20 protein-coding genes and 6 pseudogenes are annotated in these 22,052 nt (G+C 60.7%); 14 read left to right on the forward strand and 12 right to left on the reverse strand.

Annotated features, from left to right (window positions below; all coding sequences use genetic code 11):
• Window positions 1–330: transposase (locus ATI53_RS19070; protein WP_146609962.1), on the forward strand; the 330-nt coding region annotated here is incomplete at its 5' end.
• An 82-nt stretch (window positions 331–412) separates the two neighbouring features.
• Here the strand turns inward: ATI53_RS19070 and ATI53_RS19075 are convergent.
• From ATI53_RS19075 to ATI53_RS19105, 7 genes and pseudogenes are all read right to left on the reverse strand, one after another.
• Window positions 413–751: a cupin domain-containing protein gene (locus ATI53_RS19075; RefSeq protein WP_111551115.1), complete on the reverse strand. Its 339-nt coding sequence runs from the start codon at window positions 749–751 to the stop codon at window positions 413–415.
• Window positions 748–1,314: a type 1 periplasmic-binding domain-containing protein gene (locus ATI53_RS19080; protein WP_146609963.1), complete on the reverse strand. Its 567-nt coding sequence runs from the start codon at window positions 1,312–1,314 to the stop codon at window positions 748–750. The genes ATI53_RS19075 and ATI53_RS19080 overlap by 4 nt, the downstream gene beginning before the upstream one ends.
• Window positions 1,315–1,385: 71 nt before the next feature.
• A pseudogene (locus ATI53_RS19085) lies at window positions 1,386–1,721 on the reverse strand (transposase); the annotation flags it as partial.
• Between the two features lie 56 nt (window positions 1,722–1,777).
• The gene (locus ATI53_RS19090) at window positions 1,778–2,293 is read right to left on the reverse strand and encodes a P-loop nucleotide/nucleoside kinase family protein (RefSeq protein WP_009507216.1); all 516 of its coding nucleotides are present in this window, start codon (window positions 2,291–2,293) and stop codon (window positions 1,778–1,780) included.
• 138 nt (window positions 2,294–2,431) lie between these two features.
• Window positions 2,432–2,914, reverse strand: a complete 483-nt coding sequence (locus ATI53_RS19095) for a VOC family protein (protein ID WP_009507217.1) — start codon at window positions 2,912–2,914, stop codon at window positions 2,432–2,434.
• 598 nt (window positions 2,915–3,512) lie between these two features.
• Window positions 3,513–4,064 carry a DUF4386 domain-containing protein gene (locus ATI53_RS19100; RefSeq protein ID WP_240778668.1) on the reverse strand — a complete coding sequence of 184 codons (552 nt, stop codon included), beginning with the start codon at window positions 4,062–4,064 and terminating at the stop codon, window positions 3,513–3,515.
• Between the two features lie 82 nt (window positions 4,065–4,146).
• Window positions 4,147–4,590, reverse strand: coding sequence for a DMT family transporter (locus ATI53_RS19105; protein WP_111551128.1), 444 nt, complete (start codon window positions 4,588–4,590; stop codon window positions 4,147–4,149).
• 15 nt (window positions 4,591–4,605) lie between these two features.
• On the opposite strand from ATI53_RS19105, the pseudogene ATI53_RS19110 reads away from it, so the two are divergent.
• From ATI53_RS19110 to ATI53_RS19125, 4 genes and pseudogenes are all read left to right on the forward strand, one after another.
• Window positions 4,606–4,851: pseudogene (locus ATI53_RS19110) on the forward strand (integrase core domain-containing protein); the annotation flags it as partial.
• Between the two features lie 227 nt (window positions 4,852–5,078).
• Window positions 5,079–6,140 (forward strand): family 8 glycosyl hydrolase, encoded by a 1,062-nt coding sequence (locus ATI53_RS19115; protein ID WP_111551117.1) that lies wholly within the window; start codon window positions 5,079–5,081, stop codon window positions 6,138–6,140.
• Window positions 6,141–6,201: 61 nt separating this feature from the next.
• The gene (locus tag ATI53_RS19120) at window positions 6,202–7,374 is read left to right on the forward strand and encodes an HlyD family secretion protein (RefSeq protein ID WP_111551118.1); all 1,173 of its coding nucleotides are present in this window, start codon (window positions 6,202–6,204) and stop codon (window positions 7,372–7,374) included.
• Window positions 7,374–9,353 (forward strand): glycosyltransferase, encoded by a 1,980-nt coding sequence (locus ATI53_RS19125; RefSeq protein ID WP_009507223.1) that lies wholly within the window; start codon window positions 7,374–7,376, stop codon window positions 9,351–9,353. Before ATI53_RS19120 ends, ATI53_RS19125 begins: the two co-directional genes overlap by 1 nt.
• 6 nt (window positions 9,354–9,359) lie before the next feature.
• On the opposite strand, the gene ATI53_RS19130 is transcribed toward ATI53_RS19125, so the two are convergent.
• From ATI53_RS19130 to ATI53_RS19150, 5 genes and pseudogenes are all read right to left on the reverse strand, one after another.
• Window positions 9,360–9,932, reverse strand: coding sequence for a hypothetical protein (locus ATI53_RS19130; RefSeq protein WP_223866066.1), 573 nt, complete (start codon window positions 9,930–9,932; stop codon window positions 9,360–9,362).
• 93 nt (window positions 9,933–10,025) lie between these two features.
• Entirely contained in the window at window positions 10,026–11,201 is a 1,176-nt protein-coding gene (locus ATI53_RS19135; RefSeq protein ID WP_111551119.1) for a cache domain-containing protein, read from the reverse strand.
• A 440-nt stretch (window positions 11,202–11,641) separates the two neighbouring features.
• Window positions 11,642–11,800, reverse strand: a pseudogene (locus tag ATI53_RS19140) (IS3 family transposase); the annotation flags it as partial.
• Window positions 11,786–12,314, reverse strand: a pseudogene (locus ATI53_RS23690) (hypothetical protein); the annotation flags it as partial. The pseudogenes ATI53_RS19140 and ATI53_RS23690, both read right to left, overlap by 15 nt.
• Before the next feature lie 61 nt (window positions 12,315–12,375).
• Window positions 12,376–12,570: pseudogene (locus ATI53_RS19150) on the reverse strand (transposase); the annotation flags it as partial.
• Window positions 12,571–12,885: 315 nt separating this feature from the next.
• Between ATI53_RS19150 and ATI53_RS19155 the strand changes: the two are divergent.
• The 9 genes and pseudogenes from ATI53_RS19155 to ATI53_RS19195 all read left to right on the forward strand — a co-directional run bounded on the left by ATI53_RS19155 (window position 12,886) and on the right by ATI53_RS19195 (window position 21,978).
• Window positions 12,886–14,433: a class I adenylate-forming enzyme family protein gene (locus tag ATI53_RS19155; RefSeq protein ID WP_170134624.1), complete on the forward strand. Its 1,548-nt coding sequence runs from the start codon at window positions 12,886–12,888 to the stop codon at window positions 14,431–14,433.
• Window positions 14,430–15,203, forward strand: coding sequence for an SDR family NAD(P)-dependent oxidoreductase (locus ATI53_RS19160; protein WP_009507230.1), 774 nt, complete (start codon window positions 14,430–14,432; stop codon window positions 15,201–15,203). The genes ATI53_RS19155 and ATI53_RS19160 overlap by 4 nt, the downstream gene beginning before the upstream one ends.
• A 58-nt stretch (window positions 15,204–15,261) precedes the next feature.
• On the forward strand, window positions 15,262–16,452 hold the full coding sequence (locus tag ATI53_RS19165; RefSeq protein WP_051989546.1) for an ABC transporter substrate-binding protein: 1,191 nt from the start codon (window positions 15,262–15,264) through the stop codon (window positions 16,450–16,452).
• Between the two features lie 54 nt (window positions 16,453–16,506).
• On the forward strand, window positions 16,507–17,388 hold the full coding sequence (locus ATI53_RS19170) for a branched-chain amino acid ABC transporter permease (protein WP_009507232.1): 882 nt from the start codon (window positions 16,507–16,509) through the stop codon (window positions 17,386–17,388).
• Window positions 17,378–18,307 carry a branched-chain amino acid ABC transporter permease gene (locus ATI53_RS19175; RefSeq protein WP_111551122.1) on the forward strand — a complete coding sequence of 310 codons (930 nt, stop codon included), beginning with the start codon at window positions 17,378–17,380 and terminating at the stop codon, window positions 18,305–18,307. The genes ATI53_RS19170 and ATI53_RS19175 overlap by 11 nt, the downstream gene beginning before the upstream one ends.
• On the forward strand, window positions 18,304–19,032 hold the full coding sequence (locus ATI53_RS19180; protein WP_111551123.1) for an ABC transporter ATP-binding protein: 729 nt from the start codon (window positions 18,304–18,306) through the stop codon (window positions 19,030–19,032). The genes ATI53_RS19175 and ATI53_RS19180 overlap by 4 nt, the downstream gene beginning before the upstream one ends.
• Window positions 19,029–19,751: an ABC transporter ATP-binding protein gene (locus tag ATI53_RS19185; protein WP_009507235.1), complete on the forward strand. Its 723-nt coding sequence runs from the start codon at window positions 19,029–19,031 to the stop codon at window positions 19,749–19,751. Before ATI53_RS19180 ends, ATI53_RS19185 begins: the two co-directional genes overlap by 4 nt.
• 457 nt (window positions 19,752–20,208) lie before the next feature.
• A pseudogene (locus tag ATI53_RS19190) lies at window positions 20,209–21,104 on the forward strand (IS481 family transposase); the annotation flags it as partial.
• 106 nt (window positions 21,105–21,210) lie between these two features.
• On the forward strand, window positions 21,211–21,978 hold the full coding sequence (locus tag ATI53_RS19195) for an IclR family transcriptional regulator (protein ID WP_009507333.1): 768 nt from the start codon (window positions 21,211–21,213) through the stop codon (window positions 21,976–21,978).
• Window positions 21,979–22,052 lie beyond the last annotated feature (74 nt).

Raw genomic sequence — 22,052 nt, forward strand, 5'->3', positions numbered from 1 at the left:
GACGGCGGCGTCCTGTTGATGGGCGCGCTCTTCGGCCGGTACCCTTCCTTGCTGAAACTCTATGCCGACAGCGGCTATCAGGGGCCGAAGTTTCAGGAGGAATTGAAGAAGGTTTGCCGCAAGATCAATGTCGAGATCGTCAAGCGGACGGATGCCGGCAAATTCGTCGTCCTGCCCAGGCGATGGGTGGTCGAGCGGACCATCGGATGGCTCAATCGCTGCCGCCGCCTGGCCAAGGACTGGGAGTGCCTGAACCAGAACGCATTGGCGTTCCTGCGATGGGCGTCCATTCGATCAATGCTGCGAAGGCTTTGCCAAGAAAGGATATGATCTCGGACGGACTCTAAGCGCGTTGTCCGTCGCTCTTTGGTGAACAACGCGATGAGATTAGGCATTGGGCGTTGAGGCCGGATTATCCGCCACCTTCCGGACCATAGAAAATCACCCACGCCTCCAGTCGATCACCGAAATCAATGAACCGATGTTCCATGCCGGCAGGAACGAACAGAAAATCACCCGCCTCGAAGGGGACGATCTGATCACCCATCACAAACCGCCCGGATCCTTGGATCACGACATAGCATTCATCCCGACTGTGCGGTTTCTGAAGGTCCTCGTTCTCCGGCACGTAGAGTTCGACCTGCAATTCTCCGCGCAACAAACCGATGTGGAAGCGCTCTCCACCGGGTCCGGGAATGCGTTCTTTCATCTGGCTTGGCTGCAACAGCACTGCGTCGGTTTTGTGGCTCATGACATGCTCCTCAGTTCCCAGGTAAATCCTTCTGCCCGTCCGAAATTATCAAAACGGATGGGGCCATAAACGGTTTTCCATGGCTGCGATTGCAGGGAAGTAAGCAATTCCGCAGAGGTTCGGGTGCCTTGCCCCAGCCCCTTGAGCGCGAAATGGATCGCGAACCAGGATGTTAGAAAATAAGGTCCGGGCGGGCGTCCTGGGATACGGGCGGCGTTGCGTTCGAGCTCATCTGTCGTGTGATCCGGTAGACCGGTCTGGCCCTCGGAACGCTTCAGCGCGGCGACGAATACCGGCGTTGCCAGCCGACGCGCCTCATGCTGCACATTGGCGGCCCCCAGGCTGTCATCCGACAGATAGATGATCGACGGGCGGTTGTCTTTTCCCAGAGCAGGCATGATTTCCGTAGCATATTCCTTTGATCCCAGGATGACCAAGGGCTTGTTTCTGACAAGGCTGCCCGATGCTTCGGACACGTGGTCGTAAGATTGCCAAGGTCTCTGCAAAGCCGCTTGCAACAAGGCCCGCAAGGTGCTGCCGGCGTTGCGCGGTTGCCCCAGCAACACTGCCCCTTGCGCTTGGCATTGTTGCAGAAAGGCGGCTTGAGGCGTGACTTCCCCTTTCCCCTTCTGGTTCAGGTCACGCGGACGATCTCGGCGGTGCCGAGGGCATTGAAGCGGTTGATGAGTGCGACGCGGATGTGGATTTCGGCGGTTTGGCGGTCTGGGTCTCTCGCGGTGATCCGCTCGCCGAAGGCCTTGAGGCAGCGCATCTTGGCCTCAGCGCGGCTGCGGGCGTGGTATCCCGTCCACCGCTTCCAGAACGCCCGGCCGTAGTGACGTGTGGCGCGCAAGGTTTCATTGCGGTCCCGAGCGGCTGGGCAATCATCCTTCCACGGTCGGCCATTCTTGCGGATCGGGATGATCGCCGTGCCACCGCGTGCGATGATAGCCTTGTGGCAACGGCGGGTGAGCGCAATCATTTGCCTTTGGAGGTGCCGGTTCTGCACGAACTCTATCATGATCCTCAGATCTCGGGCATCTGATCGTAGGCATCGGTATGCACCATGAGATCGAAACCTTCCTCAGGCGTCGGCACTGCGAAGTGACTGGAAAACTGGTGAAACTGGGCCTCGGTCACCGCGAAGGGGTGGTCTCCCTCCGCGTTGCGTGCGCGCAGCCGGGCCAAGCAGACCTCGTCTGACACGTCGAACACATGAAGCTGATGCGCGGCTTCGGTGGCGGCGAGCATCTCCTTCATCCAGGCGCGTTGCGCGACGGTGTTTGCCGGGAAGTCGAGGACGACCGACATCCCCGCGTCCAGCAAGGCGACCACGTGAGGCCCTATGACACGTCGGAGCTTCGATGAGCACTGCACATAATCTTTCAGCGAATGCAGCTCATCTGCGAAGAGCGCGTCGAGCCAGGCGTCCTCGGCGATGAGAACCGTTCCGGGCGTGGCCCCAAGATGGGCGGCCATGGTGGACTTCCCGGATGCGATCTTACCGCACAGCATGTGCAGCGTCGGAGATTCAGGCAGCATTGTTATGGCTCCCTCATTGCGGGTGAAAAGATTTCAGGATTGGTCCTTAGCCGGGCCTGATCCCAAAGTATTGGCCTCGGCCGCCAAGGCTTTGACAGATCATGCCACCGCACTTCTTGCTTGGTATCTTATTGCGGCTCAACGGCTCGCCGATTGAGATGCCGCGCTTGAAGGGGCGACCCAGCCTGGGTTTTTGGCAACGAGTTCGACGGTGTTGCCGTCGGGGTCGAAGGTGAAAACGCCGCGCCAACCCACCCAATCGAATGTTTCTACGTGGTATTCCAGGCCGAGTTTCTCATACCATCCGATGACAGCCTCCTGCTCATCCCAAGGCAGGCTGAGCGCAAGGTGATGAAGCGATGAGCCTGGACCCGCCGCAGGGGGCAACTCACCCGCCCGCGTCCGGCCTGCGCCTTCGATGTCGTGACGAAACAGAGCCAGCACCGTTGTATGGCCGCCAAATCCCTCGGCGATGCGAAGGAATACGATACGGCCGTTGTTCGGATCGTTGAGTGGTTCAAGCCCGATGACATCGCGATAGAATGCTACCATTGCGTCGAGATCGATGCACCGGATGGCGATTTCCCCAAGGGCACGTATGGTGAACCCTCGTTCAGACATGGAACGTCTCTCTATCGAGCGTCAAAGCCCCGCCACCGAGAATACGGCGGCGACTCGGGCGGGGTTCTCTCCCTGTACAATCAATTCTCGTGCAGGAACACGGTGGCGACACAGCAGAGGTCCACGCACCCAGAGTCGCAGGTCGCCCAGACTATGTCGCGATCTTCCGCCGCGGTCCAGGCGGGTGCGCGGCGAACCGTCATGCGCACACGTATTTGATGAATTCCGTGAGGGTGCCCACGCGGTCGTAGAGATGCCAGCGACATTGTCGTCGACTACGGATACCAGGCCGAAGCGGTCGGGGCGTTGCGGATCAGGCAGTCGCGCCAAGCTGCCCTCTAGATCAGCCGGGGGCAGCGTGGCATCGTAGAATGCGAGGTCATCACGGAAGAGTACGGTCCACGAAGGACGGTCTTTCGAAGCGCGGGGGCGCACGCGGGCGGTCATGACAGGCTCCTCGTTTCTGCGGAATATGTGCGGACACTTCGCTGAAAGAGCAGCCGCAGGCAGAACGCCGTCTCGGCAAGGATCGTGAGCGCATAAGCGGGTGCGAAGACAGGCGATCATTCCGGTGCCATGAGGCGCAGACCGCTTCCGATCAGGTAGACGCACCCGGCCATCGCCAGGCCGGCCCCGAAGACCTTCGCAAAAAGCCAGACCGCCAGACAAGCAGACCCATGATCAGGCTGTTCACGCCGAAGAAAACGAGGCCGAGATCATAGCCGTGGCCGTGCAGATCGAGGAACACCAGCGCGAGGGCGTTGGCATCGACAAGCTGGTTGGCGCCAGAAATCAGAAGCCACGCTGCTTGCAGGACCATGAGGTTCGCAGCGATCAGAACTGTCTGGATCAGCCGGAACACCATCGCGGACAGGGCAAGCCCCGGCGCCGCGGCCCGAAAGATCAGATAGAGTAATATGGCAAGCCCGGCATCGCAAAGCGCCATCACGAGGTCGGCGGCGATGGCCAGCCGGAACTGGCCTGGGGCGGCGAGGATCGCCACCGCGGTGTCGGCGGCATCGCCCAGGTCTATCAACGGCGCGCGCAGGCCCAGCTCGGCGCCCAGGCCAGCGATGATGATAACGAGGTACAACAGGCCGGCAAGGCGGATTTGGCGGGCAAGGTGGGGCGTTGGCGTGTGAACGGTCATCGGGGCCTCCTTTCGCTGCGATTGGTCATAAGGTACTTGAGCGGTTGCGCGCTGAGTATTGCCAGAAATGCACCGGTACGGTTCATGATCGTTCCGTCAGCTGGATCGGGGCTCGCCTCCGGCTTGCCGGCGCTGGCATAGTCGGGCGGTTCGCCCGTTGCCCCGCCCAGACCGAGCCGAGGACGATCAGTACCCCAAGCCCCTGCAGCAGGGACAGCGACTGCCCCAGCGCCACCCAGCCAAGGATCACCGCCGTCACCGGGCTCATCATGCCAAGCATGGAGACCGCGCCGGGCTCCAGCCGCGCGACGCCCCGGAACCAGATTGCGTAGGTCAATGCGGCGCCGATGAGGCCAAGCCAGGCCAGCCCGGCAAGGTTCGTGACCGTGAGCGGCGGCAGCGACGGCTCGACGATCAGGGCGAGCGGCAGCAGGATCAGACCTCCGGCGGTCAACTGCCAGGCGGTGAAGCTGAGGGCCGAGACGGGCGGCTGCCATTTCCGGCTGAGAACCGTGCCTGCCGCCATCGACGCGGCCCCGCCAGCGTCGGTGACAGCTACGACAACGCCTTGGCCGAGACAATCAACGGGCTGTTCAAAGCCGAGGTCATCCACCGCCGCGGTCCGTGGCGCAGCTTCGAGACCGTCGAATACGCGACCCTGGAATGGGTGGACTGGTTCAACAACCGCCGTCTCCTCGAGCCCATCGGGACCATCGGGACCATCCCGCCAGCCGAGGCAGAGACCAACTTCTACGCAGCTCTGGAAACTGAAGGCATGGTCGCGTAACTAAACGTAATTAGCCTCCGGCAAACCCGGCGCGGTTCACTTGTCCCATAATGCTTCCTTCCATTCATGAGAAAGGATCGCACCATCAAACCGTGGGATCAAACACCTGGGCAAGCAGTGAACGGCCGATTGCGGCCGACGAGACGTCGTCGATACCATCGCACATTCGTGAGATGGAGTCTGTAAAGATTATTCTCCTGCCTGAAGCCTCATGATAGGAAACACGAATGTCCACTCCCACTTTCGATCGACGCGGCCTGCTACTCGCCCTTACCGGCCTTGTTGCTGGGAGAAGCTGGGCGCAGGGGGGCGGCCCACAGGCATGGGAAAACTGGAAAGCCGCCTTTGTAGACAACGAAGGGCGCGTGATTGACGACGGTCAGGCCGGCATCAGCCATTCCGAGGGACAGGCTTATGGCCTGCTTTTGGCGCAGGCCTATGGCGACCATGAAACTTTCGAGCGGATCGAGACATGGACACGCGCTACGCTCGCCACCAGACAGGACGCTTTGATGGCCTGGAAATGGCGTGACGGTGCGGTGCGTGACTGGCGAAATGCCACCGATGGTGATTTGCTCCGGGCCTGGGCATTGCTGAGGGCGGATCGGGATTCGGGCTGGTCGGGACATGCCCGCCAAGCGCAACGGATTGCCAGAGATATTGTGCAGATTTGCCTGGCACCTGACCCACGCATACGCGACGAACCGCTTTTGAAACCCTCCGATCAAGCAATGGCAACAGATGCTGCTGTCACAGTTAACCCGTCTTATTACATCTTACGCGCGCTGATTGAATTGGGCGATGCCTCGGACCAACCGGCATTGATACGCACCGCTGCGCATGGCGAGCGACTTCTGGCTGATCCGGGCGCGATGCGCGATTGGATCGAGGTTACGCCCGGCGGCCTCGCACCGGCAGACGGGTTCGAAGATCGTTTTGGGTGGGATGCCTTGCGCATTCCGCTCTACCTCGCCTGGTCAGGGCGCACCGCTCATCCCGCGCTCGCGCGTGCGGGTGCCAGGTTCGCTGCCACATCCACGCCTGGTCACGTGGCCACGGTCACCGGCCCCGAAGGTCGGATGCGTCAACAAAGCAATGCACCCGGCTTTCGCGCTGTGTCAGATCTCGCGGCGGCGCGCGCGCCTGGTCCCGCTGGATCAGCTGGGCAGGGCTACTATCCCGCGACCCTCGGCCTCCTGGCGCAAATTGCTTGGAAGGAAGGTATGAAACGCCACTCTCCCGTTAAGGCTCCGACTCTACACAATCGGAGGTTGGATGGGGGCCGCTGATGCTGCATAAACCAGCCAATAACGCCAGTCGGCGGTCACGGTTTACCATCGGAGGCCCTGCATGAAACCGCTTCGCCTGATCCTCAGCATCGCTCTTATCGCGCTCGCACTTTGGGTAATCATTGCCGAGCAAATGACCGGTGCAAGCGCAAATGCCGTGGTTAACGCCCCGGTGGTGACCATTCGCGCGGACACCGCTGGAGATCTCTCTCTTCTTGATCGCCCTTTCGGCGCTCGCGTCCAGCAGGGCGAAACCATCGCATCGGTCGATGATCCATTGGTGGATACGGTGCGTTTGAACGATTTGGGCATGGAACAGGGATTTGCCGAAGCCGAAGTTGCGCGACTTGAGGCTGATCTCAAGAGCACGCGAGACATGCGCGACAGCCTGAACGCTCGCGCCGCGACCTTCCGTGATGCGCGCCTCGAGGAACTGCGCGCGCGACTGAGCCATGCGCGACTGAGACTGGCTATCCTCGAAGGAGGGGAGCTTCCCGAGGAGACTGATCAGAAGGTCATTGATCTGGTGGGGGATTTATATGACCGACTTCCGCAAGAACCGCGCCTTGCCCCCTTAATTCTCGATCATGCCCGGGAACGGGTCGAAGTCCTCGAGATCGCGCTGAAGGCGGCAGAATCGGGTGTCTTCCTCGGCGACGGTTACAATGATTCCCCCAACGCGGAACAGCGTGCCACGGAGCTCGAAACGGTGATCTCCGGGCTGGAGAACAGTTTGGTGGAAGCCCGCAGCAGGTACGACGCGATTGCCACGCGAGGCCAGCGCGAAAGCCTCCGCGTCAATGCGCTGAGAGGCGGAGTGATCACTTCTCCGGTCAACGGCATCTACTGGGAAATCCTCCAGGCTGATGGTGTGAACATTCAGCGCGGCGATCCGATCCTGCGGCTGGTAAATTGCGATGCCACCCTCGTCACGCTGTCGGTCACCGAACGTGTCTTCAATAGCTTGCGAATTGGTGAGCCAGCGACCTTCCGCCTGACCGGACGGGAAAAAGTCTTCAACGGCACAGTCGCTCGGCTCGCGGGCGCTGGGGCGGCGACGATTTATAACAACCTTGCTGTCGCGCCCTCGCAAAAGCACCTTGAACGCTATGACGTTGCGTTGCTGGTGCCCGGTTTGACCGCCGACGTCGAGCGGGGCTGCTCTGTCGGTCGGACCGGCCGGGCCTTTTTCGACGGGCGTCCGCTGAACTGGTTCCGGGCATTGCTGGACTGATGCTGCCGTTCCCGCATCTTGATGAGTTGGGCTCTGCAACGATGCATCTTCTGCTGGTGATCGGTATGGCGGGGCTACTTCCCAATCTGATCGACACCAAGCGGACGTTGCACCGATCGCTTCTGCTCGGAGTGGCCGCCATATTGGCGCTGCGCTATACTTGGTGGCGCGCCACCGAGACGCTCGCGCCCCTGGGCTTCAGCTTCGACGCCATCGCAAGCTGGTTGCTCTTCACACTCGAGGCACTTTCCATCGTCGGATCGCTCAGCGCCTTCCTGATCCTGTCACGTGTCAAACTCCGCAGCGACGAGGCCGACAAACACGCCCGGTGGTGGGGCACGCAGGAACCGCGCGTCGCAATCCTGATTGCCACCTACAACGAAGAGAAGGATGTCCTCGAACGCACGATCGTCGGCGCGAAATTTCTGCGCCATCAGAACAAGGAGATAATCGTCTGCGATGACAAGCGTCGCGACTGGTTGCGCGACTACTGTGCAGAAGTGGGTGTACGCTATTTCCGGCGACCAACCAATGAAGGGCAGAAGGCCGGCAACATCAATCATGCGCTGGACCGATTGGCAGAAGATCCGGTGGTGCCGGATTATGTCGCGGTGCTCGACGCCGACTTCGTGCCACACCGCGGTTTCCTGTCGCGCACCATAGCGCTGTTCCACGATCCAGGCGTCGGGCTGGTGCAGACGCCGCAGCACTTTTTCAATGCCGATCCGATCCAGCACAACTTCAATCTTGGCCGCTCCTATCCGGACGAACAGCGCTTTTTCTTCGACCATATGCAGCCGTCACGCGACGCTTGGGGGATCGCCTTTTGCTGTGGTACCTCTTCCATCTGCCGCTGGGAGGCCCTTCGGGATATAGGCGGATTGAATACCGAATCCGTGACCGAAGATTTCATGCTGACCCTCGCGCTGCAGAATCGCGGCTGGAAAACAGTCTATCTGGCGGAACCGCTGACCGAGGGGCTCGCCCCGGAGGGGCTCAAGGAATACGTCACGCAACGTGCGCGCTGGTGTCTCGGGCTCATGCAGATCGGCCGATCTTCTCTGGGTCCATTGGCGCCCAGCAACCTGCGCCTGCGCGACCGCTGGAGCGTGCTGGATTCGATCCTCTACTGGACAACCACCTTTCCTTTTCGTATCGCCGCCATCATCTTTCCGCTGCTCTACTGGTACTTCAACATCATCGTCGTGGACGCCCGTCTGCCGGATGTCATCAGCTACTTCGGCGCATATTACTTCTGGATCCTGCTGACTCTGAATCTTCTTAGCCGTGGCATGGTCGTGCCAATCCTCAATGACGTCAGCCAGCTTTTGGGTGCGATCCCGATCAGCCGGGCGGCCTTTACAGCGCTTTTCAAACCGCATGGGCATCCTTTCACGGTTACAGCCAAGGGCGGGGATCGTTCAAAAATTGTAGTGCAATGGCGTATGATGATGCCATTCCTCATCGGCTTCGTGCTTACACTCGCGGGGCTTTTCCTGGGTATCATCTTTGATCAATTTGCGACTTTCGAGGCCGGCGACGGCAAATGGGTCATTCTGTTCTGGAGCCTCTACAACCTGGTGGCGCTGGCGGTGACCTGCCTCGCCTGCATTGAACGCCCTCGGCGGGAACTCCACGTCGCAGACATGCCTGAACGGGCCGTCTTTGCCATTGACGAGAGCCAGTACAATCTTTGGATTACTTCTCTCACCATGGACACAGTGCGGATACGCGGGTTGAAAGCTCCGATCACAACACGCGGGAGCCTGATCATTCAAGACATCCCCAGCAGTATCGAGGCCTACGTCATGGCCGACGTCGCCGACGGCCTGCGCCTGCAATTGCTGCCCACGGACGCCCAGCGGGAAGCCCTTTTTGTCAAATTCTACGCCGAAGGGGATGAACCGGGCGTTACTCAGGTTCGTCTTAACTCACTCGTGAAAGATCTGGTGCGGCGTTTCGGTCCTCACCGAAGCTGAACATGATCAGTATGTGTTCACCGAAAGACCCATGAAGACCTGCTCGGCCTCGAACCGATAACCTCCGCGCAGACTGACCGGGCCGTCACCAAGCCGGTAGTTGATCGCAAGCGATCGCTCGGAGTAGAGGTCACTGCCCCCGGCGGTCAGGTCTACCGAATGCCCTTGCCCGTTGCCGATCTGAGCCAGCGCGAACCAGTCGTTATCGATCGTGTTGTACTGCGCCGACAGAAAAACGAATCCGAAGCTTGTCGGCTCGTAGCGTTCCCCGATCAGTTTGGCGCCGAGGCCCATACCATCGCGCGCATCGCTGATTACGAGGCTCGGACCGATCTTCACGGTACCGAAGTCTTCAATCGCAAAGTCACGCGCCAGGTAGGAGCCCGCGCTCCATCCATTCTCATAGGACGAATAATTTGCTCCGAAGCTCAGCTTGCCGCGGGTAGCCGCAGCGACCACGTCGGAGGTATCCGGCGCCAAGTCGACTTGAAAGTACGAGCCATCCGCTTGCACGGCGGAAGCCGTACCGAAGAGCAGGCCGCAGGTGGCAAGGATCGGGAAGCGGGGCACCATTGTCATGGGTTTCCTGTGAATGAAAGAGGCGGAGCGTTTGTTAGCGAAATGCTCATAAGGTCTGGTGACTGCATATTGTTCCTCTGCTGCGCCTGCCGTTCAGGATCTGCCGCCGAGCCTGGTGGGCGGACAGGCTTCGGCTTGGCGCTTCGCTGGTTCGTCCAGATCGTTACTATCCTCAGAGGGCCGTTTTTCCGGGCGCGATGTGTCTTGTTCTTGGGAAAGAGAACCGCCATTCGAGTTCAAGGGCTGAGAGTGCGCGAGCTTCCTCTGTATCCGGACCAGCGCACGCGACAGCATGATGGCTTCATTCGAACTGCGGCTTTCAATGGGGTATTCGTACTCCCCGTTTGCCACGAGAGTGGCGGTCTTGGTTAAGCTTTCAATCGGGCGCAGAAGAATGCGCAGGGCCAGCAGAGTTGTTACCAACACAAAGAGCGTTGCGATGGCAACCGAGGTGATCAAGCTTCTAAGCAGGCCCGGCAGTACGTCCGTAAGGTTGTCGCGATCCAACACGGCAAAGACGTCCCAGCCGAAATCAGGCAAGGTATCGCTGATAAAATCAGACGTGAAAGCGTAAAGCCCCTCGGACTGGTCCAGCAGCCGGAACGATCCGGCCGTGCTTTGACCCAAACTGGCCTGCCTAACGATCGCATCGGGCAAGGGGCCGACATTACCCCGTGTATCAATAATGGTGGCACCTTCGCGAGTCTGCACCACGACGTCTATGTGGAGCTGGTCTCTGGCCTGCGCCAGCAAGGACAGAATCCAATCCATCCGGAGACTATAGATGAGCACGCCGACGACTTCGCCGGTATCGTTGTTCAGGACCTGAGTGGACAGGTTCAGAATCGACGCTTGGTCGCTATTTCCACCGTACATCAGCGAATCACTGGAATGGACATTGCCGACGGTCGCGCCGTGCAGGCCCTCCCGGAACCAGCGTCTTTCGCTGACGTCCTCTCCCTCGCGCAGGCGGTTGGATCCGGAAATGATTGTGCCGTCGAGGTTGGCGAAGCCCGCCCAGGCCACTTGTCCGCCGGCTTGGACGACGGCATCCATGAAGCCATCGATATCCTTCTGGGACGCATTTCCGATGCCGCGTGCAATGGCGTTAAGGCTGCTCCATTCCCTTTTGAGGGCGGTGTTGAAGCTGAGACCTATCGCATCGGCGCCACGAAGTACGATATCCTCATGTAATTGCAGCTGCGCCTGGGACGCACGGTGCGTTACAGAAGCGGCGATGAAGACCGCAACACAAATGACCGACGTCATAAGGATTAGTGCTAGTCGCGTAAAAGCACGTGCTGAAACACTATTTTCCAAAACCCGTATTTCGCTCCTCGGTTCAAGCTTCGTCGTGCAATATTCTAAAATGTCGCGGGAAGTTCAACAGACAGAATATAGGACGGCTGCGCCCTGCCACTGCTTCGCCCATATCGCATTCCCAGCTATAGGACAACTGGAGCGTGTGGTAACGGGGCGCAGTTCTTGAGGAAAACGTCGTTAAGCATAATTCTGTTGCCGCGTAATCTCGTAGCGGCAGCAGCGCCGCGGCTCGACCCCCCAAATTTTGGCCGCGCATCATAGACCCTGCATAAGGCACGTCGCTAACGACGTCGCTAAACACGTGCCTCAGATCAGACTCCTGGATCAGGTAGGCGGTGCCAAAGGGGGGGGTAAGCTGGCCTGCTGCCGGTTCCGTGGACACCGGGTTAGGTTTGCATAGCTCGTTCCTCGAACGCCATGGGGCTTAGGTAGCCCCGCTTGGAATGACGTCGCCTCGGATTGTAGAAGCGCTCGATGTAGTCGAATACGTCTGCGCGTGCAGCATCACGGCTGCGGTAAACCTTGCGGGCGGTGCGTTCGGTTTCCCGCAGCATCCCACCAGTTGCCAGCCCTTCTCGCACCTGATCCAGCGCCTGCCACCAATCTTTGTAGCCGCGCTCGGCGGAGGCGATCTGTTCCGGGTGCCGCCGCCAAGTGACGGGGCAGGCCAGAACCTCGACCTTGCTGCATTTGCCCCGGGTCAGCACCCGTTCGGGCTCACAACTTCCGTCACGGCCCGAACGCCACGCTGATTTTGCCGCGTATCCACCGGCACACAGCGTGGCACGATACCGGCATCCAGTCGGGCGTCAGCCCGGCGAGAGCCAGTTCGGCCACGCGGGTCGCCATGCGGATGCCGCCGACGCTGTCGGGGAGCCCGGCAAGGGTGGCCGCGATCACCTCGGCGTCCGCATGAGTGTTGTTGCCCATCTTGTGCTGGCCACCGTCCACCTTGCAGCCCAGCGTGGCGCGCTGCATCAGAACATATTCCAGACCAAACCTGAAACCTTCCTCGGTGACGTCCTCAGGAGATGGCGGTTCCAGTCGGGCCTTTCCCACCCGGAACGCCCAGCTCCGGAAGCATCCAGGCGAAGATGCCCTTCTCGCTCCACCGCTTCTACCGGGTGTAGAGGGCCTTGTGCGGCCCGTATTCCGCGGGCGCGTCCCGTCACCGCACGCCATTGCGAATGCGATTGATGAAGATAATCCCGGACAGAACGCGCCTGTCATCCACCCGAGGCTTGCCGTGCGACCTTGGGAAGAAAGGCTCAAGCTTCGCCATCTGTGCATCTGTCAGCCAGTACGGATCACTCATGTCACCGCTCTGTTCCCGGAGCCGTGAACCACAACGAAGCGCAGAAATCAATGCATCCTGAATCTTGAATTAGTGTAATAAAAACTGATACATAACAGAAATAGCATGCAGCAATGACCAGAGTTTCGCCGCCTTCATCCCGCTCGCGGCAACCGCAATTCAACTAAGACGAGCGTCAACAGGACCTGAAGAAACGAACAAGCATTAGAAAATACTTGTGCCAAAATGACCTGCCGACTAGAATTTTCTTGTTTTCTGAGGGGGGGACAGTGTCGGGCCAAAGCTTGCCCGACCCAAATTCGAAGGGGGGGGGGAATGACGGCAACATCACTGGCATATTGTCTGGAAACAGCGGCTACGCTCCTTCGAGATCGGCCTTTTCTGATTACCGAGAGTGGCGAGACCACGTTCGGAGAATTCGACGCGCTTTCGGGCCGGCTGGCCAATGTGCTCCTGGCGTACGGCATCAGCCGGGGCGACGTCGTGGGGCTCTACCTGCCGAGTTGCCCGTTTCTGAGCGCGGGCTACTTCGCCTGCCAGAAGATCGGCGCCATCGCCACGCCGATCTCTAGCATGACTCGCGCGCAAGAGGTTCGTCCGCTTCTGGAGCGGACGCAGATGCGCGTGATGGTGGTGGATACGCAAACGGCAGCCGAGGCGGTACGCGCCTGTCAGGCGGCGGCACATGAGGTGACGATCCTCGTCAGCGGCGGCACCGTTGCTGGCGCCGTTCCGCTCGACGCCGCCGTTGCCTCGGCGAGCGTGGAGTGCCCACCGCTGCCACTGTGCCCCGACGATCCGGCAGCGCTCTTCTTCACTTCCGGCACCACGGGCGCACCCAAAGGCGCGGTACAGACCCAGCGCAGCATCACCACGACGCTGCGGGACATGGCGGTTCACGCCGGTTTCGGCTGGGACCGCGAGGTGTTCCTTTGTGCGTTGCCCGTGTTCAACAATTTCGGTGCCACGGTCATGGTGAACGGCGCGGTCTACAATGGCGCCCGCGCTGTCATGCTGGAGCGCTGGGATACGCAGAAAGTGCTCGACGCGATCACCCGACACCGGGTGACCTATATGGCCGGCGCGCCGACGATGTTTTTGTACATGCTGCGTGAGTTCGATCCGAGCCGGCACGACCTGTCCTCGATGCGTCTTGCGATCACGGCCGGCGCCCCCGTTTCGCCGGAGATCCTGACGCGGTTCCAAGAGGTGACCGGTGTGCCCATTCTTGAGCTTTACGGGGCGACCGAGGTTTCGGGCGGCGCCACCGCCCAGCCGCTTGTCGGCGTGCGCAAGCGCGGCTCGGCCGGCGTTCCGCTTGGCAATTCGCGCATTGCCATCGTCGACGAGGACGGTGCGCCCGTCCCTGTCGGCGAAACCGGTGAGGTGCGCATCTCGGGCGACATAGTGGGTGCTGGCTACTGGGGCGACAAAGAGACGACCGCCGCGAGCTTTTCCGAAGCGGGCTGGCTGAGCGGCGACATCGGCTACCTCGACGAAGACGGCTATCTGTTCATTGTCGATCGCAAGAAGGACGTGATCATTGCCGGTGGTTTCAACATCTATCCAATCGAGGTGGAAGACCTCTTGTTCAGCCACCCGGACGTCGGGGTATGTGCGGTGATCGGCGTTCCCGACAAAGTGAAGGGAGAGATCCCTGCCGCCGTTCTCATTCCCCGCGCCGACGGGTCGCTTGACCCCGCCGCGCTGATCGATTTCTGCCGCGAGAACCTTGCCGCTTACAAGGTGCCGCGCCGTTTGTTCACGGTCGATGAAATGCCGCACGGTCCCACCGGGAAAATCCTGAAACGCACGCTGCGTGACTGGCTTGCCGAAGGGCGCCTGACCGAGGTAACGCCATGAGTTCTTTTGAAAAACCACTCGCCGGTCGCGTCGCGCTGGTCACTGGCGCGGGCGGACCGATGGGTCAGGCGATTGCAATGCGCCTTGCCGCAGATGGGGCGAACCTTGCGCTCATGGACATCTCCGGCAACCGGCTTGCCGCCGTGCGTGAGGCGATTGCCGAACGCCACCCGGACACGGCGCTGCACGCCGTGCGCACTGATGCGCGTCAGTGCGACGAGGTAAGGGAGGCGTTCGCCGGCTTCAAAGACGCCCTGGGCGCCCCCGACATCCTTGTGAACGTCGTCGGCGGGATCCGCGGCGGCACCCTGGTCGAGCCGATCATCGGGATGAGTGAGGAGCGTTTCGACGCGACGTTCGAGCTCAACCTCAAGCCGCTGTTCTGGATGGTCAACGCGGTCGCACCCGAAATGACGCAGAACGGCCGCGGCGCCATCGTCAACGTCTCGTCGGTCACCTATGCCGGCGACGGTGACCAGCCGGAATACGCCGCAGCCAAGGCCGCCGTCGCCTCACTGACCCGTTCCCTCGCCGCGGAACTGGCGCCGGCGGTGCGGGTCAATGCCGTGGTGCCCGGTCTTATCCGGACGTCAGTCATGGACAACGCGCCACGCGAGATGATCGAGGCCTATACAGCGCGCACACTCTTGAAGCGGCTCGGTCGGCCCGAAGACATCGCCGGTGCCGTCTCATTCCTCGTTGGGCCGGATGCCGACTATCTGACGGGCGTGCTGTTGCCGGTGTCCGGAGGGATAGTGGCAATTCTCTAGGCCACCCGTATGAGCCTGAGACAACGATATAACCAACGGAGGAGACACTAAAATGCACATGGCCAATTGGACCCGCCCGTTAGGCGCGGCAGCTGTCATGCTTTTGTTTGCACAGGCAGGCGCAGCGCAGGAAACACTGAAACTCGGCATTTCGGCGCCTTTCTCGGGCGCGGGCGCCACCTGGGGCCTCGGTATGGAATGGGCGGCCGAGCAAGCGGCCGAACGCGTCAACGAAGAAGGCGGTGTCACGGCGAACGGCAAGACTTACATGTTCGATATCGTGAGCTACGACAACAAGTACAGTGCCACCGAAGGTGCACGCAGCGCCCAGACGATGTTGAACCGCGATGGCATCGATTTCATCGTCGGCACCGTTGGTACCGCACCGCTCCGTGCAATGCAGGCCCTGACAGAGCGCAAGGGCGTGATAGTGTTCAATGTTGCCTGGGGCAAGAGCGTGAAGGGACCGGAGTTTCCCTATACCTTCACCCAGATGAACACGCCGTTCGAAATCCTGGTACCGTTCTATACCTTCATCAAGGAACAGCACCCGGACCTTGAGACCGCGGTTCTTATCAGCCCCAACGACGCGACCGGGCAGGAACTAGAGCCGATGGCGATTGAGACATGGAAGAACCTCGGGGTCGAGATGCTGGCAAGCGACTGGTACGAACGCGGCACCACCGAGTTCCAGCCGATCGCCACCAAGATTGCATCGCTCGATCCGGATCTCGTTGATTTCTCGGCTGCGCCGCCGACCGATGTCGGATCAATCCTGAAAGAGCTTGACGTGCTGGGCTGGGAAGGCGTGAAGGTCATTTCGGCCGGCTCTTCTGTCGAGGCCTTGATGGCGGTTGCCGGAGAAGCTGCAGAAGGTGCCTATCTCGGTGCGTCCGCCGATTTCAGCGGCGAGTCGGCGACCGAGGTGCAGAAAGAACTGAACGCCGGCGCGCGCGAGGCGCTTGGGGAGCCGCTGAACGGACTCACCATTTCGCCCTACGATGCGATCATGGCGCTGCGCGCAGCGATCGAAGAGGCCGACAGCGTCGATCCGACAAAGGTAAAGGACGTGCTTCCTTCGGTGCGCTTCGAATCGTCCTATGGCCCGTCCGGTTTCGGCGGCGAGGCGACTTACGACTACCCGCAGCAGATGCTCCTCCCGGTGATTGTCACCCGTGTCGAGAACGGCGAGACGGTCGAGCTGACGCGGAGCAATCCCGCCGAGCTCGAGGCGTTGATCAACGACTGAAAAGGGCGCTGCCGTGGGCGGTTGTGGCCGCCTACGGTGCCCGGATGAGGTGAAATGGAACTGTTTGTCCAACTGCTTGCCAATACTCTGCAGATCGGCGCGGTCTATGTGCTGTTCGCCCTCGGGCTGACGCTGATCTTCGGGGTGATGAAAATCGTGAATTTCGCTCATGGCGGCTTTTTTACCGCTGCGGCCCTGATCGTGACGTCAGTGGTGCCCTTTGCCACCGTCGAGCTTGGGGCGCCGCTTTGGGCAGGCTACCTTCTGGCGGCCATCGTGGCGATCGTTGTCGTCCTCTGTCTCGGCGCGCTTGTCTACGGTATCGGCTTCCAGCACGTGCTGAAGGATCTCAACGGCTCCTTCATCCTGTCAATCGGACTGCTTCTCATACTCAACGGGGCCTACCTTGCGATCTACGGCGGCGCTCCACGTACCGTGCCGCAGGTCCTGCCCGGCACCGTCAGCATCTTTGGCGCCGCTCTCACGGCACAGCGCTTGGCGCTGGTGATTGTCGCCGCCGTCGTGACGGGCGGGCTCTATCTTCTCATCGAACGCACCCGGCTCGGGCTTGCCCTGCGCGCCGTGGCGATGGACCAGGAGGCGGCGATGCTGCAGGGCATGCCGTTCAAGCGCGTCGCACTTTACGGTTTCCTGATCGGCGCCGCGCTGGCCGCCTGTGCGGGCGTTCTGATGGCTCCGATCAATGCGGTGACTCCGGTCAGCGGCGATGAATTTCTGATCAAGGCGTTCATCATCATTATCATTGGCGGCCTCGGCTCTGTCCCCGGCGCCATAATCGGCGGCCTCTTCATCGCACTAATCGAGAGTGTGGGCGGGTATTTCTTCGACCCGTCAACCGCGACTCTGGCCACGTTCATTCTGGTCATAGCCTTCCTGCTCGTTCGTCCTCAAGGAATTCTCGGAAATGTGGAATAGACTTCCCGGCGTCTGGATCTGCGTAGCTTTTGCTATTGCTTCCGTGCTGTTCGCGCTGCTGGCGACGAACGCTTACTATACATCGCTCGTCGTCTGGGTGCTGACAAACGCCGTGCTCGCCTCGGCCCTGCGTTTCGTGCTGCAGATCGGCGAACTCAATATCGCCACCGCCGCCTTCTTTGGCATCGGCGCGTACACGACGGCGATCACGGCTGTTCTCTTGGGCTGGCCGTTCTGGTTGACGCTCCTGCTCGCGCCGCTGGTGGCGGGCGCGCTCAGCGCGCTGTTCGGCTGGGTCACGCTGCGCACCAAGGGTCCGTACTTCCTGCTGGTCTCCTTTGCTGTCACAGAGGTCGTCCGCCTAGTGTATACGCAAACCAACGCAATCGGGGGCAATTCCGGCCTTGTCGGCATGTTTCCCCCGATGGCGATTGAGGCCTACTATCCCGCACTCGCCGTCGCGCTTCTTGCCGCAACGCTCTTTGCGCTGTACGGCGTCGAACGCAGCGATCTCGGTCGCCTGTTCAAGGCGATCGAGAACAACGACGCGATTCCCCGTTCGGTCGGTCTGAACGTTGTCTTCCTGAAGGTCCTGTGCGTCGTTATCGCGGGATCGGCGGTCGGGCTGGCCGGCGGGCTCCACGCCTATGCGAACAACGTCATCGCGCCGTCCGACTTCACCTTTTTCGTCGCCATCCTCGCACTCGCCTACGTCAAGATCGGCGGCGAGGGGCACGCCTTGGGGCCGGTCCTCGGGGCGGCATTGCTGACCCTCGTGGGGCAGTGGGTCGCCGGTATCTCTGCCTGGGAGAACATCTTCTACGGCGCGGTTATCGTGGTCACTCTGCTTGTCTTTCCGGGCGGGCTGGTCGGTCTGGCCGCGCGCGCGCGGGGTCTTGTCACCCGGAGCGCACGATGAACGCGCCGGTGATCCTGCGCGCCGAGAATCTGGAGCGACGCTTCGGTGGGCTGACAGCCGTCAGCGGCTTTAGCTTCGAACTGCGCGAAGGCGAGATCCTGGGCCTTATCGGCCCGAACGGCGCTGGCAAGAGTACAACCTTCAACCTGATCAGCGGCTTTCTGCGCCCAAGCGGCGGACGCCTCTTTGTGAAGGGGCGCGACGTAACCGGCGCGAGCGCCAAGACGATAAGCCGTCTTGGCCTCGTGCGCACGTTTCAGCACGATAGCCTTCTTAGCGAAATGAGCGTTGTCGACAACATCCTCATCGGAACCTATCACCAACGGCGTGCGCACGAGAAGCGCATGGAAAAGGTCCGCGAGGTTGCATCGATGACCGGTCTTGCCGACCATCTGCAGACAACCGCCGGCAATCTGCCGCATGGCCTGCAGCGGATGTTGAGCATTGCGATCGCCCTCGCCGCTGAGCCGCAAATCCTGTGCCTCGACGAGCCGCTTACCGGGCTGCAGGGCGCCGAGGTCAGTACCGCGCTAGAACTTTTCGAGAAACTACGCACGACGCACGGCCTGTCCATCCTGCTTGTCGAGCACAACATGCGAGCCGTCATGCGCGCCTGCGACCGTGTGATCGTGCTCAACTACGGTCGTCTTCTCGCCGAGGGCCCGCCGGAAACGGTCAGTCGGGATGAGGCGGTGATTGAGGCTTATCTGGGGCGCGGACGATGACTGCAGACACAACAATTCTATCCGTCGACGGGCTGTGCGTCAGCTACCACGGCGTGCCGGCCTTGCAGGATGTCTCGCTCGGTATCGAGCGCGGTGCTATCACCACGATCGTTGGCTCCAACGGCGCCGGCAAGACGACGCTGATGAAGGCAATCGCCGGATTGCTCGTCCCCGACCGCGGAAGCGTGCACCTCTTTGGCCAGGACGTTGGCGGGCGGACGCCGGCAGAGATGGTGCAGGCCGGCGTTACGCTGGTTCCCGAGGGACGCCGCCTTTTCGGTCAGATGAGCGTGCGCGATAACCTGATGACCGGCGCCTATAGCCGCACCGACCGGTCGGCGATCGCGGCGGATCTCGAGACGGTGCTCGGACACTTTCCCGCCTTGCGGGACCGGCTGAGCGCGCCTGCAAGCGCCCTCAGCGGTGGGCAGCAGCAGATGCTGGCCGTCGGTCGTGCGTTGATGGCCTCGCCTCGCCTTGTGCTGCTCGACGAGCCGACGATCGGTCTTGCCCCGGCCGTCGTCGATACCATTTGCGATATCATCGAGACGATTTCGCACAACGGTGTCGAGGTCCTGCTGGTGGAGCAGAACGCGCATATTGCGCTGGAACTCGCCTCGCAAGCCTACGTCATGGAGAACGGTCGCATCGTACTTAGCGGCAGCGGAAAAGAGCTGATGCACAACGATCAGGTGCGCGAGGCCTATCTCGGCCTTTGAGCGAGGCGCTGCTGGAAGCAGCTGCGCGTCGCGCTCGTCCTCGCTGGCGCTTTGGGCCGAAGATGACGCACGGTTGGCAACAAGGGTTGGCCCTGCCTGCGCGCGCGCTTTCTGTCGCTGCATCTCTTTCAGACCACCGAGCCCATCGTCGACGCCGGCTGCGACGTCTGGAACGGCCCCGTTGCCGGACAGGGGCGTATCAGCCCTCAGAGAGATCTGCGAGACGCGCGTGCGCTGTGGCGATCGACGCGTTCAGATCCAGATGCGCAAGGTTGATGGCTGGGAAACCCTGTCTCAGCCGATCGAGCCAATGCCCCTTGACCTAGCCGCCTGAGAAACCGAACATTCACATGCCCGGAGCACGCCGCCAGGGAAATTCCACAGCTTTCGCGACACGACCAGCAGCAATACAGCGATCCATTGGCTGGCAGTCGTTTGCGCAGCACAACGATGAGAAGCGCAAGCTTCGAACGCGGCGCTGAGCCGGGAGTTGGGCATCAACGTCAAGACCGTCGCCAAGTGGCGCAAGCGTCAGACGGTTGAGGACGTGCGGATGGGTCCGAAGGAAGCGCATTCGACAGTTCTCAGCGTCGAGGAGGACGCCGTGATTGTCGCTTTCCGGCGCCACACGCTGCTGCCACTCGATGACTGTCTCTATGCCCTTCAGCCATCTATTCCGCATCTGACACGGTCGGCGCTCCATCTGGCCTTCAGCGGCACGGCATCTCGCGCCTGCCGGACGTCGAGGGGGACAAACCAAAGCGGCAGCGCTTCAAGCGCTACCCCATCGGGTTCTTTCATATCGATATCGCCGAAGTTCAGACTGTGGAGGGCAAGCTCTTTCTCTTTGTGGGCATGGACCGGACCAGCAAATTTGTAGTCACGCAACGCGTGGATAAGGCGGATCGCAAGACAGCGTGGGAGGTCCTCGAACGGCTGCTCAAGGCCGTCCCCTATCGCATTCATACGATCCTGACCGATAAGGGCACCCAGTTCGCCGAGCAGCCTCGCAACCGAAACACAGCATATTCGCAGCACATGCGCTTCGACATGATCTGCAAGGCGAATGGGATCGAGCACCGGCTGACCAAGCCAAACCATCCATGGACCAATGGCCAGGTCGAGCGGATGAACCGAACGATCAAGGAAGCGACGGTGAAGCGATACCATTACGACAGCCACGACCAACTGTGCACGCCCCTCGCCGACTGCATGGCAGCCTGCAACTTCGCACGCAGGCTCAAGACACTCGGCGGCCTCACGCCCTACGAATACATCTGCAAGATCTCGACTTCCGAGCCAGACAGATTCATCCTGAATCCGATCCACCAGATGCCGGGACTAAACACCTAGGCGGCAAAAGCCCCTTGGTCTTCGAACGAAAGGCTGCGTAAGTGAGTTGACAGACCGGAACGCGACCGTGACAAGTCCAGTTCGCAAAAAAGGCAGGATGCTTTGGATGACCGGAAAAACACCCCAAGGTGAGAAACCTGTAAAAAGCCAGACACTGGTGCGCGGCCTGGACATTGTCGAGTGCGTCATGGATTCCGCCAAATCCATATCTGAAATCGCATCCCAGACCGCGATAACCTACAGCACGGCGCACCGGATCATTTCAGTATTGGTCGAGCGCGGATATCTCAGGCAGGTTCCGGACAACAAGCTGGCTCTTGGGGTCAAGATCATTGAGGCGGGTTTTCTGGCCCACCGGCAAATCGAACTGGTGAAGGTCGCCCGGCCACATCTTGAGAACCTTGCTGCGGCCACATCTGATACCGTACATCTGGCGCGGCTCGAAGGTCAGCACGTTATCTATCTGGAAAAGATACCCAGCCGCCGCCCTGTCGAAATCCGGTCGCGGATTGGCGGGCTGATGCCCGTAGTTTCTACCGGTGTGGGCAAGGCGCTTGTGTTGGACTGGACCAAAGATCAACTGGATGCCATGGCTCTCCGGGGGAAGGACAGCCTGATGCCTTCACAGACGGCGGAAGAATGGGTTCAGCAGGTTCTGAACTTTTCGCGTGATCAATATACCTTTGATCTGGGAGATAGCGAACCAGAGCTTCGCTGCGTTGGGGCGCCGGTTCGCGATGCAAGCGCACAAATCGTGGCCGCGATCAGTGTCACTAGCACGGTTCAGTATATGCCGCCGGCCCGAATGCAGGAATTGATCCCCCTCGTACAGGCAACCGCCTTTGCAATCTCGGCCGAATTGGGCTTGCGCTGAAAATGATATGCTTGCCCAAGAGCGCGGGCGTTCTCACATAGTGAGAGATCATTTCATTAGTTGACAAATTTTTG

It is taken from the genome of Salipiger aestuarii (assembly GCF_003259905.1).
In the GTDB taxonomy this organism is placed as follows: domain Bacteria; phylum Pseudomonadota; class Alphaproteobacteria; order Rhodobacterales; family Rhodobacteraceae; genus Salipiger; species Salipiger aestuarii.